Raw genomic sequence first — 13,372 nt, 5'->3', positions numbered from 1 at the left:
ATTTATAACCCAGCACTTTGCTTTAGCAAATGTTTCAGGCTGAGCATCCGACCAAGTGGTGGCATGGCGCCACGGTCGCAATCCGACCCAGCTGACTCGATCCACGCCACGCCGCATTGCCAAGCCCCGCGAGGCCAGTGTACAAAGAGGCTCGCGGCGGCCCTGAACCTGGCCGCCAATGCGCGACTGCAACATCCTGTGCACCCTTCGATTCCTGCAAAAACCGTAGCCTATTGGAAAAACGCGACATTTAGTGTCAATATCGCGCCTCCCCCTATTTCGTCGCCCCGTGCGGCTTACGCCGCAGGTCTCGCCCGTTGTTCCGTTAAACAAGGCTTTGAGCATCTGCGGTTTGTAGCAAAAAGGTAGTCAATGATGAGCGCAAGGCACTTTCTCTCCCTGATGGATTGCACGCCCGAAGAGCTGGTCAGCGTGATCCGTCGAGGCGTTGAGCTCAAGGACCTGCGTAACCGCGGCGTACTGTTCGAGCCTCTGAAAAACCGCGTGCTGGGCATGATCTTCGAGAAATCCTCGACCCGCACGCGGATCTCCTTCGAGGCGGGCATGATCCAGCTCGGCGGCCAGGCGATCTTTCTTTCGCCACGTGACACCCAACTGGGCCGTGGCGAGCCGATCGGCGACTGCGCCATCGTCATGTCGAGCATGCTCGATGCGGTGATGATCCGTACCTTTGCCCACAGCACCCTGACCGAATTCGCCGCCAATTCGCGCGTGCCGGTGATCAACGGCCTGTCCGATGACCTGCACCCGTGCCAGTTGCTGGCCGACATGCAGACGTTCCTTGAGCATCGCGGTTCGATTCAGGGTAAGACCGTGGCCTGGATCGGCGACGGCAACAACATGTGCAACAGCTATATAGAAGCGGCCATCCAGTTCGACTTCCAGTTGCGCGTCGCCTGCCCGGAAGGCTACGAACCCAACCCCGAATTTGTCGCCAAGGCTGGTGATCGCGTAACCATCGTCCGTGACCCGCAAGATGCCGTGCGCGGTGCACACCTGGTGAGCACCGATGTCTGGACTTCGATGGGTCAGGAAGAGGAAACTGCCAAGCGCCTCAAGCTGTTCGCGCCGTTCCAGGTCAACCGTGCGCTGCTCGACCTCGCTGCCGAGGACGTGCTGTTCATGCACTGCCTGCCGGCGCACCGTGGCGAAGAAATCAGTCTCGACCTGCTTGATGACCCGCGCTCCGTCGCTTGGGATCAGGCAGAAAACCGTCTCCACGCACAGAAGGCCCTGCTCGAGTTCCTCGTTGAACCGGCATATCACCACGCATGAGCCATGAATTACTGCTGAACCTGCGCAACCTCGCTTGCGGCTATCAAGATCAACGTGTGGTGCAGAACCTCAATCTGCACCTCAACGCCGGTGACATCGGCTGTTTGCTGGGTTCGTCCGGCTGCGGCAAGACCACTACCCTGCGCGCCATCGCCGGTTTCGAGCCGGTGCACGAGGGCGAAATCACCCTTGGCGGCGAGACTATTTCCAGCGCCGGCTTCACTCTGGCACCGGAGAAACGCCGGATCGGTATGGTGTTTCAGGACTACGCGCTGTTTCCGCACCTGAGTGTTGCGGACAACATCGCCTTCGGTATTCGCAAGCACCCGAACAAGGCGCGTGTGACCGAAGAGCTGCTCGAACTGGTCAACCTGAAGAACCTCGGCAAGCGCTTCCCGCACGAGTTGTCCGGCGGCCAGCAACAACGCGTCGCCCTCGCCCGTGCGTTGGCGCCGGAGCCGCAATTGCTGCTGCTCGACGAGCCGTTCTCCAACCTTGATGGCGAGCTGCGGCGCAAGCTCAGCCATGAGGTGCGCGACATCCTCAAGGCCCGTGGCACCAGCGCGATTCTGGTGACTCACGACCAGGAAGAAGCCTTTGCCGTCAGCGATCACGTAGGCGTGTTCAAGGAAGGTCGACTGGAGCAATGGGACACGCCGTACAACCTGTATCACGAACCGGCGACGCCGTTTGTGGCGAGTTTTATCGGTCAGGGCTACTTCATTCGCGGCCAGCTCGGCAGCCCGGAATCAGTGCAGACTGAGTTGGGTGAGTTGCGCGGTAATCGGGCTTACACCTGGCCGATTGGCGGGGCGGTGGATGTATTGCTGCGTCCGGATGACATTGTTTATGCGCCGGACAGTGAGTTGAAAGCGCGGATTGTTGGCAAGACCTTCCTGGGCGCTTCGACGTTGTATCGTCTGCAATTGCCGACTGGGGCGCAGCTGGAATCGATTTTCCCGAGCCATGCGGATCATCAGGTGGGTGCACAAGTGGGGATTCGGGTTGCCGCCGAACATCTAGTGTTGTTTCAGGCATCGGGCAGCACCGCTGCACAGATCCCGGCAGTGGAAAACGGCGTCCGCCGCTACAGCACTGCCCTCTGATCCAACACCGAATCGAAATGTGGGTGGCTTTTGTGGCGAGGGGATTTATCCCCGATGGGGCGCGAAGCGGCCCTTAATCCTGCCAGCGCGGAGCATCTGTTGCTCCGCATGCAATGGTTTTGGGGCTGCTACGCAGCCCATCGGGGATAAATCCCCTCGCCACAAAGCTTCACTCCTACAAGGGGTTCGGACTCATCCCAAGATCAGGGTGCCGCTGGCAACCAGCGTCGCATTGCCGCCGATCTTCACCCGCTCGCCTTCCAGCCGACAAAACAACTCCCCGCCCCGCGCCGAACGCTGGCATGCGGTCAGGCTCGATTTGCCCAGACGCTTGGACCAATACGGAATCAAGCTGCAGTGCGTCGAACCGGTCACAGGGTCCTCATTGATGCCAATTGCCGGGGCGAAATAGCGCGAAACGAAATCGTGCTGATTGCCGCGCGCCGTGACGATCGCGCCCAGCCACGGCAGCTTGGCCAACGCGACCATGTCCGGCTTGCAATCGAGCACGGCCTGCTCCGACTCCAGCACCACAAACAGTTCGTTGGAGCCAAGTACATCCACCGCCTCAACGCCAAGCGCGCGCTCGACATCCAGGGTTACACCAATCTCTGACGGCACGATCGACGGGAAGTCCAGCCACAAGCGGCCATCTTCGCGACTGACACTCAACGGCCCGGATTTGCTGGTGAAGTCGATACGCTCGGCGGTTTCCTTGTAGATATCGAACAGCACATGGGCGCTGGCCAACGTTGCGTGGCCGCATAACGGCACTTCAGTGGTCGGAGTAAACCAGCGGATATGCCAGGCCGAGCCCTCGCGCACCAGAAACGCGGTTTCCGCCAGATTGTGTTCGGCAGCGATCTTCTGCATCAGCTCATCGGCAAGCCACGCATCCAGCCGATAAACCATCGCCGGGTTGCCACTGAACGGCCGATCACTGAATGCGTCGACCTGATGAAACTCGAGCTGCATAACCTTCTCCTTAAGTCAGTCGGCAGAGCATGCAGCGTGGGCCGGATCAGCGCCAGTGACAGAACCGGCCAATTTTCTTCATACAGGGCGGGCGAGCGTCACGCACGACCGATGTCGGCAAATTTAGCTTGGGTGTGCTCAGCGAGCACCGCAGGCGCCAATTCGACTTCCAGCCCACGCCGACCGGCGCTGACATAAATAGTCGCAAAACCTTGAGCCGAATTATCGATGAAGGTGCGCAGGCGTTTTTTCTGCCCCAACGGACTGATGCCGCCCAACAGATAACCGGTGGAACGCTGGGCTGCTGCCGGGTCAGCCATCTCGACTTTTTTCACCCCCGCAGCGTGTGCCAGCCCCTTGAGATCAAGGCTTCCGACGACCGGCACCACGGCCACCAACAACTCGCCTTTTTCACTCGCCGCCAGCAACGTTTTAAACACCTGCGCAGGTTCAAGGGCGAGTTTTTCTGCGGCCTCCAGCCCATATGACGCCGCTTTGGGATCATGTTCGTAACTGTGCACGCGATGTTCGGCACGAACTTTTTTCAACAAGTCCAACGCAGGGGTCATGGCAGCTCCAGGCTCGGCAGTGGCAGAAAATTCTGCGCCGGATTCTAGGACATCGAGCCGTAAAACGCTCTATCCCGGCCCCGAATTACGCGGCTTCGCAGGTAATTCTCAAGGCGACGAAAGCAGTCATCCGGCGAGTCATTCACGTGACTGATAGTTCTATTGTGACTGACGGTTCACTTTCGACCTTTGACAGGTTTGTTTCTTGTCTATATTTTTTCGAATCTGAATAATGTAAGAATTATCGTCATCGCAGCACCCAGCAGTAAACCGGCAACGGAATGGGGATTCCTACCCGGCGAAAATCGCGCCCTGCCCTGACGGCATAGCGCCAGACAACAACAAAAACGAGGTTTTCAATGACAACTGCTTTACAGCAACCATCGCTCTCGAGCCAATGCATGGCCGAGTTTCTGGGTACTGCCCTGCTGATCTTTTTTGGTACCGGCTGCGTCGCCGCGCTCAAAGTCGCGGGCGCCAGCTTCGGCCTGTGGGAAATCAGCATCATCTGGGGCGTCGGCGTGAGCATGGCGATCTACCTCACGGCTGGGGTTTCCGGCGCGCATCTGAACCCGGCCGTGAGCATCGCCCTGGCCATTTTCGCCGACTTCGAAAAGCGCAAACTGCCTTTCTATATTCTTTCGCAAATCGCTGGCGCCTTCTGCGGCGCGCTGTTGGTTTACACGCTGTACAGCAATCTTTTCTTCGATTACGAACAAACTCACCAAATGGTTCGCGGCTCGGTCGCCAGTCTTGAGTTGGCCTCGGTGTTTTCGACCTTCCCGAATCCGGTGCTGTCGACTGCTCAGGCATTTCTGGTCGAGATGATCATCACTGCCATTCTGATGGGCGTGATCATGGCCCTGACCGACGACAACAATGGTTTGCCTAGAGGCCCGATGGCGCCACTGCTGATCGGTTTGCTGATCGCGGTGATCGGCAGCTCGATGGGCCCGCTGACTGGTTTCGCGATGAACCCGGCGCGTGACTTCGGTCCGAAACTGATGACTTTCTTCACCGGCTGGGGTGAAATTTCCTTCACTGGCGGCCGCGATATTCCGTACTTCCTGATTCCGATTTTTGCACCGATTGTCGGTGCCTGCCTCGGCGCTGCCGGGTATCGCGGGCTAATCGCCCGTCACCTGACCGGCGCCACACCTGCTACAAAGGATGCAGAACCGGCCATTGACGGCAAACCAAGAACTTCTTGAAACAGTCGGCGCAGGCTCCTGCCCTCTAGAGCCTGCGCCACGGCCCACTCTCCCTTATTTCGTCCAAGGCAATCGACATGACCGACATTCAGAATAAGAACTACATCATTGCCCTCGATCAGGGTACGACCAGCTCCCGCGCGATCATTTTCGACCGCGATGCGAACGTGGTCTGCACCGCGCAGCGCGAATTCGCTCAGCACTACCCGCAGGCCGGTTGGGTCGAACACGATCCGATGGAAATTTTCGCCACCCAGAGCGCGGTGATGGTTGAAGCGCTGGCCCAGGCCGGTCTGCACCACGACCAGGTCGCCGCCATCGGCATCACCAACCAACGTGAAACCACCGTGGTCTGGGACAAGACCACCGGTCGCCCGGTGTACAACGCCATCGTCTGGCAGTGCCGCCGCAGCACCGAGATCTGCCAGCAGCTCAAGCGCGATGGCCATGAGCAATACATCAGCGACACCACCGGCCTGGTCACCGACCCGTACTTCTCCGGCACCAAGCTGAAGTGGATCCTCGACAACGTCGAAGGCAGCCGCGAGCGTGCGCGCAACGGCGAACTGCTGTTCGGTACCGTCGATAGCTGGCTTATCTGGAAATTCACCGGCGGCAAAGTACACGTCACCGACTACACCAACGCCTCGCGCACCATGCTCTTCAACATTCACTCGCTGGAGTGGGATTCGAAGATGCTGGAGATCCTCGACATCCCGCGCGAAATGCTCCCGGAAGTGAAAGCTTCCTCGGAAATCTACGGTCGCACCAAGAGCGGCATCGCCATCGGCGGTATCGCCGGCGACCAGCAAGCGGCGCTGTTCGGCCAGATGTGCGTGGAGCCAGGCCAGGCGAAAAACACCTACGGCACCGGCTGCTTCCTGCTGATGAACACCGGCGACAAAGCGGTGAAATCCCAGCATGGCATGCTCACCACCATCGCTTGCGGCCCGCGTGGCGAAGTCGCTTACGCACTGGAAGGCGCGGTATTCAACGGCGGTTCGACCGTGCAGTGGCTGCGCGATGAACTGAAGATCATCAACGACGCCCACGACACGGAATACTTCGCCAACAAAGTGAAGGACAGCAACGGCGTGTACCTGGTACCGGCATTCACCGGTCTCGGCGCTCCGTACTGGGACCCGTATGCCCGTGGCGCGCTGTTCGGCCTGACACGCGGCGTGCGTGTGGATCACATCATCCGCGCTGCGCTGGAATCGATCGCCTACCAGACCCGCGACGTGCTCGACGCCATGCAACAGGACTCCGGCGAACGCCTCAAAGCCCTACGTGTGGACGGTGGTGCGGTGGCGAACAACTTCCTCATGCAGTTCCAGGCCGACATTCTCGGTACGCAGGTCGAGCGTCCGCAAATGCGCGAAACCACGGCACTCGGTGCGGCGTATCTGGCCGGTCTGGCGTGCGGCTTCTGGGGCAGCCTGGAAGAACTGCGCGGCAAAGCGGTGATCGAGCGTGAGTTCGAGCCGAGTCTGGACGAAGTCGAGAAAGAGAAGCTGTACAAAGGCTGGAAAAAAGCCGTCAGCCGCACCCGTGACTGGGCGCGTGAAGACGCTGAATAAGCCAACCTTCAGAGACTGATAGGCAACTAACTGGTAGGGAGCGGATTCCTGCGGCATCATGGGCAAATTTTGCACGGCAGCCCAAAGGAAGCCCCATGAATCTGCCTCCCCGTCAGCAGCAAATCCTCGAGCTGGTTCGCGAACGCGGCTATGTGAGCATCGAGGAAATGGCCACGCTGTTCGTTGTTACCCCGCAAACCATCCGCCGCGACATCAATCAGCTCGCGGAAGCCAATCTGCTGCGTCGCTACCATGGCGGTGCTGCCTACGATTCCAGCGTCGAAAACACGGCCTATGCGATGCGCGCCGATCAGATGCGCGATGAAAAACAACGCATCGGTGAAGCCATCGCCGCCCAGATCCCCGATCACGCCTCGCTGTTCATCAACATCGGTACTACCACCGAATCGATTGCCCGCGCCCTGCTCAATCACAATCACCTGAAGATCATCACCAACAACTTGCACGTAGCGTCGATGCTCAGTGCCAAGGATGATTTCGATGTGCTGCTGACTGGCGGCAATGTGCGTCGTGATGGCGGTGTAGTGGGTCAGGCGAGTGTGGACTTCATTAATCAGTTCAAGGTTGATTTCGCGCTGGTCGGGATTAGCGGTATTGATGAGGACGGCAGCTTGCTGGACTTTGATTATCAGGAAGTTCGGGTTTCCCAGGCGATCATTGCCAATGCGCGGCAGGTGATTCTGGCGGCCGACTCAAGCAAGTTCGGGCGTAATGCGATGATTCGTCTTGGCCCGATCAGTCTGATTGATTGTTTGGTGACGGATCAGCAGCCGGTGCCGGCGTTGGCGCAGTTGTTGAGTCAGCACAAGATTCGCCTGGAAGTCGTTTAACCCCCCAAGATCAAAAGATCGCAGCCTTCGGCAGCTCCTACATGGGTTCACTTGACCTGTAGGAGCTGCCGAAGGCTGCGATCTTTTGCTTTCAATGTTCGAAAATTTTCTTTTAACCGCCCTTCGATGAGTTTTTTCAATCGAACGTGACTGGCTGCGCGCGTGTTTATGGGCTACCATTTTCGCAAATGAACATTAATGTTCGATTTCCAATACAGAAAATCAAAAGAGCCCGAGGCCAGCCGATGTCCACCTCTACCTTGCGTACGCCCCCACTCTCCGAGATCTACGACATTGCCGTTATCGGCGGCGGGATCAATGGCGTGGGGATCGCAGCGGATGCCGCCGGTCGCGGTCTCTCGGTGTTCCTTTGCGAAAAGGACGACCTCGCCAGCCACACCTCGTCGGCCAGCAGCAAGCTGATCCACGGTGGCCTGCGCTACCTCGAACATTACGAATTCCGTCTGGTGCGCGAAGCATTGGCCGAGCGTGAAGTGCTGCTGGCTAAAGCGCCGCACATCGTCAAGCCAATGCGCTTCGTGTTGCCGCACCGTCCGCACCTGCGTCCGGCGTGGATGATTCGTGCAGGCCTGTTTCTGTATGACAACCTCGGCAAGCGCGAAAAGCTGCCCGGTTCGAAAAGCCTGAAGTTCGGTGCCGACAGCGCGCTGAAAAGCGAAATCAAGAAAGGCTTCGAATACTCCGATTGCTGGGTCGATGACGCCCGCCTCGTAGTGCTGAACGCCATGGCCGCTCGCGAAAAAGGTGCCCACGTGCACACCCAGACTCGCTGCGTCAGCGCCCGCCGCGCCAAAGGTTTGTGGCACTTGAACCTGGAACGCGCCGACGGCAGCCTGTTTTCGATCACCGCCAAAGCGCTGGTGAACGCGGCAGGCCCGTGGGTTGCCAAGTTCATCCGTGACGACCTGAAGATGGAATCGCCGTACGGCATCCGTCTGATTCAGGGTAGCCACATCATCGTGCCGAAACTGTACGAAGGCGATCATGCGCACATTCTGCAAAACGAAGATCAGCGCATCGTTTTCACCATCCCGTACCTGAACAACCACTTCACCCTGATCGGCACCACCGACCGTGAGTACACTGGCGATCCGGCAAAAGTGGCGATTACCGATGCCGAAACCGATTACCTGCTGAAAGTGGTCAACGCACACTTCAAAAAGCAGCTCAGCCGCGACGACATCCAGCACAGCTACTCGGGCGTACGTCCGCTGTGCAACGACGAGTCCGATAACCCGTCGGCGGTCACCCGCGATTACACCCTGGCCCTGTCTGGCAACAGCGAAGAAGCGCCACTGCTGTCGGTGTTCGGCGGCAAGCTGACCACCTACCGCAAACTCGCCGAATCGGCGATGGCGCAGTTGATGCCGTTCTTCACTCAGATGCGTCCAAGCTGGACAGCCACGGCCACCCTGCCCGGCGGCGAAGACATGACCACGCCGCAAGCCTTGAGCGCGCTGATTCGTGACAAGTTCGACTTCGTGCCGACCGAGATTGCCCGTCGCTGGTCCACCACCTACGGCAGCCGCACCTGGCGCATGCTCGAAGGCGTGGAAACCCTCGCCGACATGGGCGAACACATTGGCGGCGGGCTCTACACCCGCGAAGTCGATTACCTGTGCAGTGAAGAGTGGGCAACCACGGCGCACGACATTCTGTGGCGCCGCAGCAAGTTGGGGTTGTTTACCACGCCGGCCGAGCAAGAGAAGTTGGCCGCGTACCTGGGCAAGGTCGAGCAGAACCGTAGCAAGATTGAAGCGGCATGATCTGAACATCGCTTAAACAAAAAGCCCCTGAATCGCAAGGTTCAGGGGCTTTTTGTTGCGGCGTAACTTACTTTGCCTGCCATTCCCCCTGTGGCGAGGGGATTTATCCCCGATGGACTGCGAAGCAGTCCTCCCTTTTGCATTTAAAAGAAAGGCCGCTTCGCGACCTATCGGGGATAAATCCCCTCGCCACAGGGTTGTGTGGTGCTTGGGCGATCATCCAATGAGCGTAGTGATTGAAAGATTGTTCGGTTTTCCGAACGCGACTTCCGGGTCGATTCGGTTAACCGGATCAGCCGGGCTCAAAAAAACTGCCTTAAAAATTTAATAACCTTATAAATCATCAAGTTAACCAATCGAGACTGGTCTGGCACGACTCATGCTCTACACTCTCTCGACGAATGCCTGTTGTGCCAACACTTCAGGAGCCGTCAGGCATTCGAAGCACAAAAGGGCCGACGAACTGGCTCCATAAAAAAAACAATGTCGAGGAAAATTTGATGCGCATCGTTCCCCATATCCTGGGCGCAGCCATTGCTGCCGCTCTGATCAGCACGCCAGTTTTCGCCGCCGAACTCACCGGCACCCTGAAGAAAATCAACGATTCGGGCACCATCACGCTCGCTCACCGCGACAGCTCCATTCCGTTTTCCTACATTGCCGATGCTTCCGGCAAACCAGTGGGCTACTCCCACGACATTCAAGTGGCCATCGTTGAAGCCCTGAAAAAAGACCTGAACAAGCCAGATCTGCAGGTCAAGTACAACCTGGTGACCTCGCAAACCCGTATCCCGCTGATCCAGAACGGCACCGCGGATATCGAGTGCGGCTCGACCACCAACAACGCCGAACGCGCCCAGCAAGTCGATTTCACCGTCAACATCTTCGAAATCGGCACCCGTCTGCTGGTCAAGAAAGACAAGGATGGCAAGCCGTCCTACGCTGACTTCGCCGACCTCAAAGGCAAAAACGTCGTGACCACCGCGGGCACCACGTCCGAGCGCATCATCAAAGCGATGAACGCCGACAAGCAGATGGGCATGAACATCATCTCCGCCAAAGACCACGGCGAATCCTTCAACATGCTGGAAAGCGGCCGCGCCGTTGCCTTCATGATGGACGACGCCCTGCTGGCTGGCGAAGAAGCCAAGGCGAAGAAGCCGGCCGACTGGATCATCACCGGTACCCCGCAGTCGTTCGAAGCCTACGCGTGCATGGTTCGTAAAGACGACCCGGCCTTCAAGAAAGCTGTCGATGACGCCATCGTCGCCCTGTACAAGTCCGGCGAGATCAACAAGATCTACAGCAAATGGTTCGAGAGCCCGATCCCACCAAAAGGCCTGAACCTGAACTTCCCGATGAGCGACAAGGTAAAAGATCTGATCGCCACCCCGAGCGACAAGCCGGCGCCTGACGTAAAAATCTGATTCCTGACTAACCTTATCACCTGAGGGAGCCACCCTCCCTCAGGCGTCTGTTACTACCTGCTGGCTGTACTGTGGAACACTCGACCTGGCGGTTTCCGAGCCGATCGCGTGTGCCCGGCGTTCAACGTCGGGCGGGAAAGGATCTTCCCCAAGCGGGTGCTTGTACATCGATCGATTTCGAGGGGAGACCCTAATGAATTACAACTGGGACTGGGGCGTGTTCTTCAAGTCCACCGGCGTCGGCAGCGAGACTTATCTCGACTGGTACGTCACCGGTTTGGGCTGGACCATTGCCATTGCCATCGTGGCATGGATCATCGCCTTGCTGCTGGGGTCCATTCTGGGCGTCATGCGCACGGTGCCAAATCGTATCGTATCGGGCATCGCGACCTGCTACGTGGAGCTGTTTCGCAACGTGCCGCTGCTGGTTCAGCTGTTCATCTGGTACTTCCTGGTGCCTGATCTGCTGCCGCAAAACCTGCAGGACTGGTACAAACAGGATCTCAACCCGACCACCTCGGCTTACCTGAGCGTTGTCGTGTGCCTGGGCCTGTTCACCGCCGCGCGTGTCTGCGAGCAAGTGCGCACCGGCATCCAGGCGCTGCCACGCGGCCAGGAAGCCGCCGCCCGCGCCATGGGTTTCAAGCTGCCACAGATCTACTGGAACGTGCTGCTGCCCCAGGCCTACCGCATCATCATTCCGCCGCTTACCTCGGAATTCCTCAACGTCTTCAAGAACTCCTCCGTGGCGTCCCTGATCGGCCTGATGGAACTGCTCGCGCAAACCAAACAGACTGCTGAGTTCTCGGCCAACCTGTTTGAAGCCTTCACCCTGGCCACGCTGATCTACTTCACCCTGAACATGAGCCTGATGTTGCTGATGCGCATGGTCGAGAAGAAAGTCGCGGTGCCCGGCCTGATCTCCGTGGGGGGTAAATAATGGACTTCGATTTCAGCGGCATCATCCCCGCCATCCCGGGCCTGTGGAACGGCATGGTCATGACCTTGCAGTTGATGGTCATGGGCGTGGTCGGCGGCATCGTGCTGGGTACCATCCTTGCGCTGATGCGCCTGTCGTCCAGCAAACTGCTGTCGCGCGTCGCCGGCGCTTATGTGAACTACTTCCGTTCGATCCCGCTGCTGCTGGTGATCACCTGGTTCTACCTGGCGGTGCCGTTCGTGCTGCGCTGGATCACCGGTGAAGACACGCCGATCGGCGCGTTCACCTCCTGCGTCGTGGCCTTCATGATGTTCGAAGCCGCGTACTTCTGCGAAATCGTCCGCGCCGGTGTGCAGTCGATTCCCAAAGGTCAGATGGCCGCTGCACAGGCGATGGGCATGACCTATGGCCAGACCATGCGTCTGATCATCCTGCCTCAGGCGTTCCGCAAGATGACGCCGTTGCTGCTGCAACAGTCGATCATCCTGTTCCAGGACACCTCGCTGGTTTACACCGTGGGCCTGGTGGACTTCCTCAACTCCGCCCGTTCCAGCGGCGACATCATTGGCCGGTCCAACGAGTTCCTGATCTTCGCCGGTGTCGTCTACTTCATCATCAGCTTTTCCGCCTCGCTGCTGGTCAAGCGTCTGCAAAAAAGGTTCGCCGTATGATCTCTATCAAGAACATCAACAAGTGGTATGGGGACTTCCAGGTGCTGACTGATTGCAGCACCGAGGTCAAAAAAGGCGAAGTGATCGTGGTCTGCGGCCCGTCGGGCTCCGGCAAGTCGACCCTGATCAAATGCGTCAACGCGCTGGAGCCGTTCCAGAAAGGCGACATCGTCGTCGACGGCACCTCGATTGCCGACTCGAAGACCAACCTGCCGAAACTGCGTTCGCGCGTCGGCATGGTGTTCCAGCATTTCGAACTGTTCCCGCACCTGACCATCACCGAAAACCTGACCATCGCGCAGATCAAGGTGTTGGGCCGCAGCAAGGAAGAGGCGACCAAGAAAGGTCTGCAACTGCTCGAGCGCGTTGGTTTGTCGGCGCATGCCCACAAGCATCCGGGGCAACTGTCCGGTGGTCAGCAACAGCGTGTGGCGATTGCCCGTGCGCTGGCGATGGACCCGATCGTCATGCTGTTCGACGAACCGACTTCGGCGCTCGACCCGGAGATGGTCAACGAAGTGCTCGACGTGATGGTGCAACTGGCCCACGAAGGCATGACCATGATGTGCGTGACCCACGAAATGGGTTTTGCGCGCAAAGTGGCCGACCGGGTGATTTTCATGGACGCCGGCAAGATCATCGAAGACTGCCCGAAAGAGGAATTCTTCGGCGACATCAGCGCCCGCTCCGAACGCGCGCAGCACTTCCTCGAGAAAATCCTGCAGCACTAAAAGCCACACACCCGCTCCCCCCTCTGTGGGGTGCGGGCTGCCTGACAATGAGATCCCCTGTGGCGAGGGGATTTATCCCCGATGGGCTGCGCAGCGGCCCCAGCATTTCAAAGTCGAACCGCATGCAATGGTTTGACGACTGCTGCGCAGCCGATCGGGGATAAATCCCCTCGCCACAGAGTCCACCTGCAAACCAGCGGTGATTCACAAACAAGTGTTGTGGTTGAC

The 13,372-nt window shown here is 58.5% G+C and carries 12 protein-coding genes; 10 read left to right on the top strand and 2 right to left on the bottom strand.

Annotated elements, in window-relative coordinates; translation table 11 throughout:
* Positions 1-375 precede the first annotated feature (375 nt).
* Together argF and ACQ4MY_RS07010 are read left to right on the top strand one after the other, a co-directional pair.
* Positions 376-1,296 carry an ornithine carbamoyltransferase gene (argF, locus tag ACQ4MY_RS07015; protein WP_045123046.1) on the top strand — a complete coding sequence of 307 codons (921 nt, stop codon included), beginning with the start codon at positions 376-378 and terminating at the stop codon, positions 1,294-1,296.
* A complete protein-coding gene (locus tag ACQ4MY_RS07010) occupies positions 1,293-2,402 on the top strand; it encodes an ABC transporter ATP-binding protein (RefSeq protein WP_008079427.1) in 1,110 nt (369 codons plus the stop codon). Before argF ends, ACQ4MY_RS07010 begins: the two co-directional genes overlap by 4 nt.
* Positions 2,403-2,594: 192 nt before the next feature.
* Here the strand turns inward: ACQ4MY_RS07010 and ACQ4MY_RS07005 are convergent, their stop codons facing one another.
* Together ACQ4MY_RS07005 and ybaK are read right to left on the bottom strand one after the other, a co-directional pair.
* Positions 2,595-3,377: a PhzF family phenazine biosynthesis protein gene (locus ACQ4MY_RS07005; protein ID WP_158833819.1), complete on the bottom strand. Its 783-nt coding sequence runs from the start codon at positions 3,375-3,377 to the stop codon at positions 2,595-2,597.
* Between the two features lie 98 nt (positions 3,378-3,475).
* Positions 3,476-3,946 carry a Cys-tRNA(Pro) deacylase gene (gene ybaK, locus ACQ4MY_RS07000; RefSeq protein WP_003227741.1) on the bottom strand — a complete coding sequence of 157 codons (471 nt, stop codon included), beginning with the start codon at positions 3,944-3,946 and terminating at the stop codon, positions 3,476-3,478.
* Between the two features lie 359 nt (positions 3,947-4,305).
* Between ybaK and ACQ4MY_RS06995 the strand changes: the two genes are divergently transcribed.
* From ACQ4MY_RS06995 to ACQ4MY_RS06960, 8 genes are all read left to right on the top strand, one after another.
* Complete coding sequence (locus tag ACQ4MY_RS06995) at positions 4,306-5,157, top strand: MIP/aquaporin family protein (protein ID WP_440094525.1); 852 nt, start codon at positions 4,306-4,308, stop codon at positions 5,155-5,157.
* Positions 5,158-5,234: 77 nt separating this feature from the next.
* Positions 5,235-6,737, top strand: a complete 1,503-nt coding sequence (gene glpK / locus ACQ4MY_RS06990) for a glycerol kinase GlpK (RefSeq protein ID WP_008079432.1) — start codon at positions 5,235-5,237, stop codon at positions 6,735-6,737.
* 95 nt (positions 6,738-6,832) lie between these two features.
* Positions 6,833-7,588: a DeoR/GlpR family transcriptional regulator gene (locus ACQ4MY_RS06985; protein ID WP_007916700.1), complete on the top strand. Its 756-nt coding sequence runs from the start codon at positions 6,833-6,835 to the stop codon at positions 7,586-7,588.
* Positions 7,589-7,833: 245 nt separating this feature from the next.
* Positions 7,834-9,375 carry a glycerol-3-phosphate dehydrogenase gene (glpD, locus tag ACQ4MY_RS06980; protein WP_008079433.1) on the top strand — a complete coding sequence of 514 codons (1,542 nt, stop codon included), beginning with the start codon at positions 7,834-7,836 and terminating at the stop codon, positions 9,373-9,375.
* A 500-nt stretch (positions 9,376-9,875) separates the two neighbouring features.
* Positions 9,876-10,802 (top strand): glutamate/aspartate ABC transporter substrate-binding protein, encoded by a 927-nt coding sequence (locus ACQ4MY_RS06975; RefSeq protein ID WP_008079434.1) that lies wholly within the window; start codon positions 9,876-9,878, stop codon positions 10,800-10,802.
* 193 nt (positions 10,803-10,995) lie between these two features.
* Entirely contained in the window at positions 10,996-11,742 is a 747-nt protein-coding gene (locus ACQ4MY_RS06970) for an amino acid ABC transporter permease (RefSeq protein ID WP_008079435.1), read from the top strand.
* The gene (locus ACQ4MY_RS06965) at positions 11,742-12,413 is read left to right on the top strand and encodes an amino acid ABC transporter permease (protein ID WP_003227756.1); all 672 of its coding nucleotides are present in this window, start codon (positions 11,742-11,744) and stop codon (positions 12,411-12,413) included. The genes ACQ4MY_RS06970 and ACQ4MY_RS06965 overlap by 1 nt, the downstream gene beginning before the upstream one ends.
* Entirely contained in the window at positions 12,410-13,144 is a 735-nt protein-coding gene (locus tag ACQ4MY_RS06960; protein ID WP_007963947.1) for an amino acid ABC transporter ATP-binding protein, read from the top strand. The genes ACQ4MY_RS06965 and ACQ4MY_RS06960 overlap by 4 nt, the downstream gene beginning before the upstream one ends.
* The last annotated feature ends 228 nt before the right edge of the window (positions 13,145-13,372 follow it).

Source organism: Pseudomonas sp. SM4 (genome assembly GCF_051913165.1).
Classification (GTDB): Bacteria; Pseudomonadota; Gammaproteobacteria; order Pseudomonadales; family Pseudomonadaceae; genus Aquipseudomonas.
This window is presented reverse-complemented; position numbering and strand designations above follow the sequence as displayed.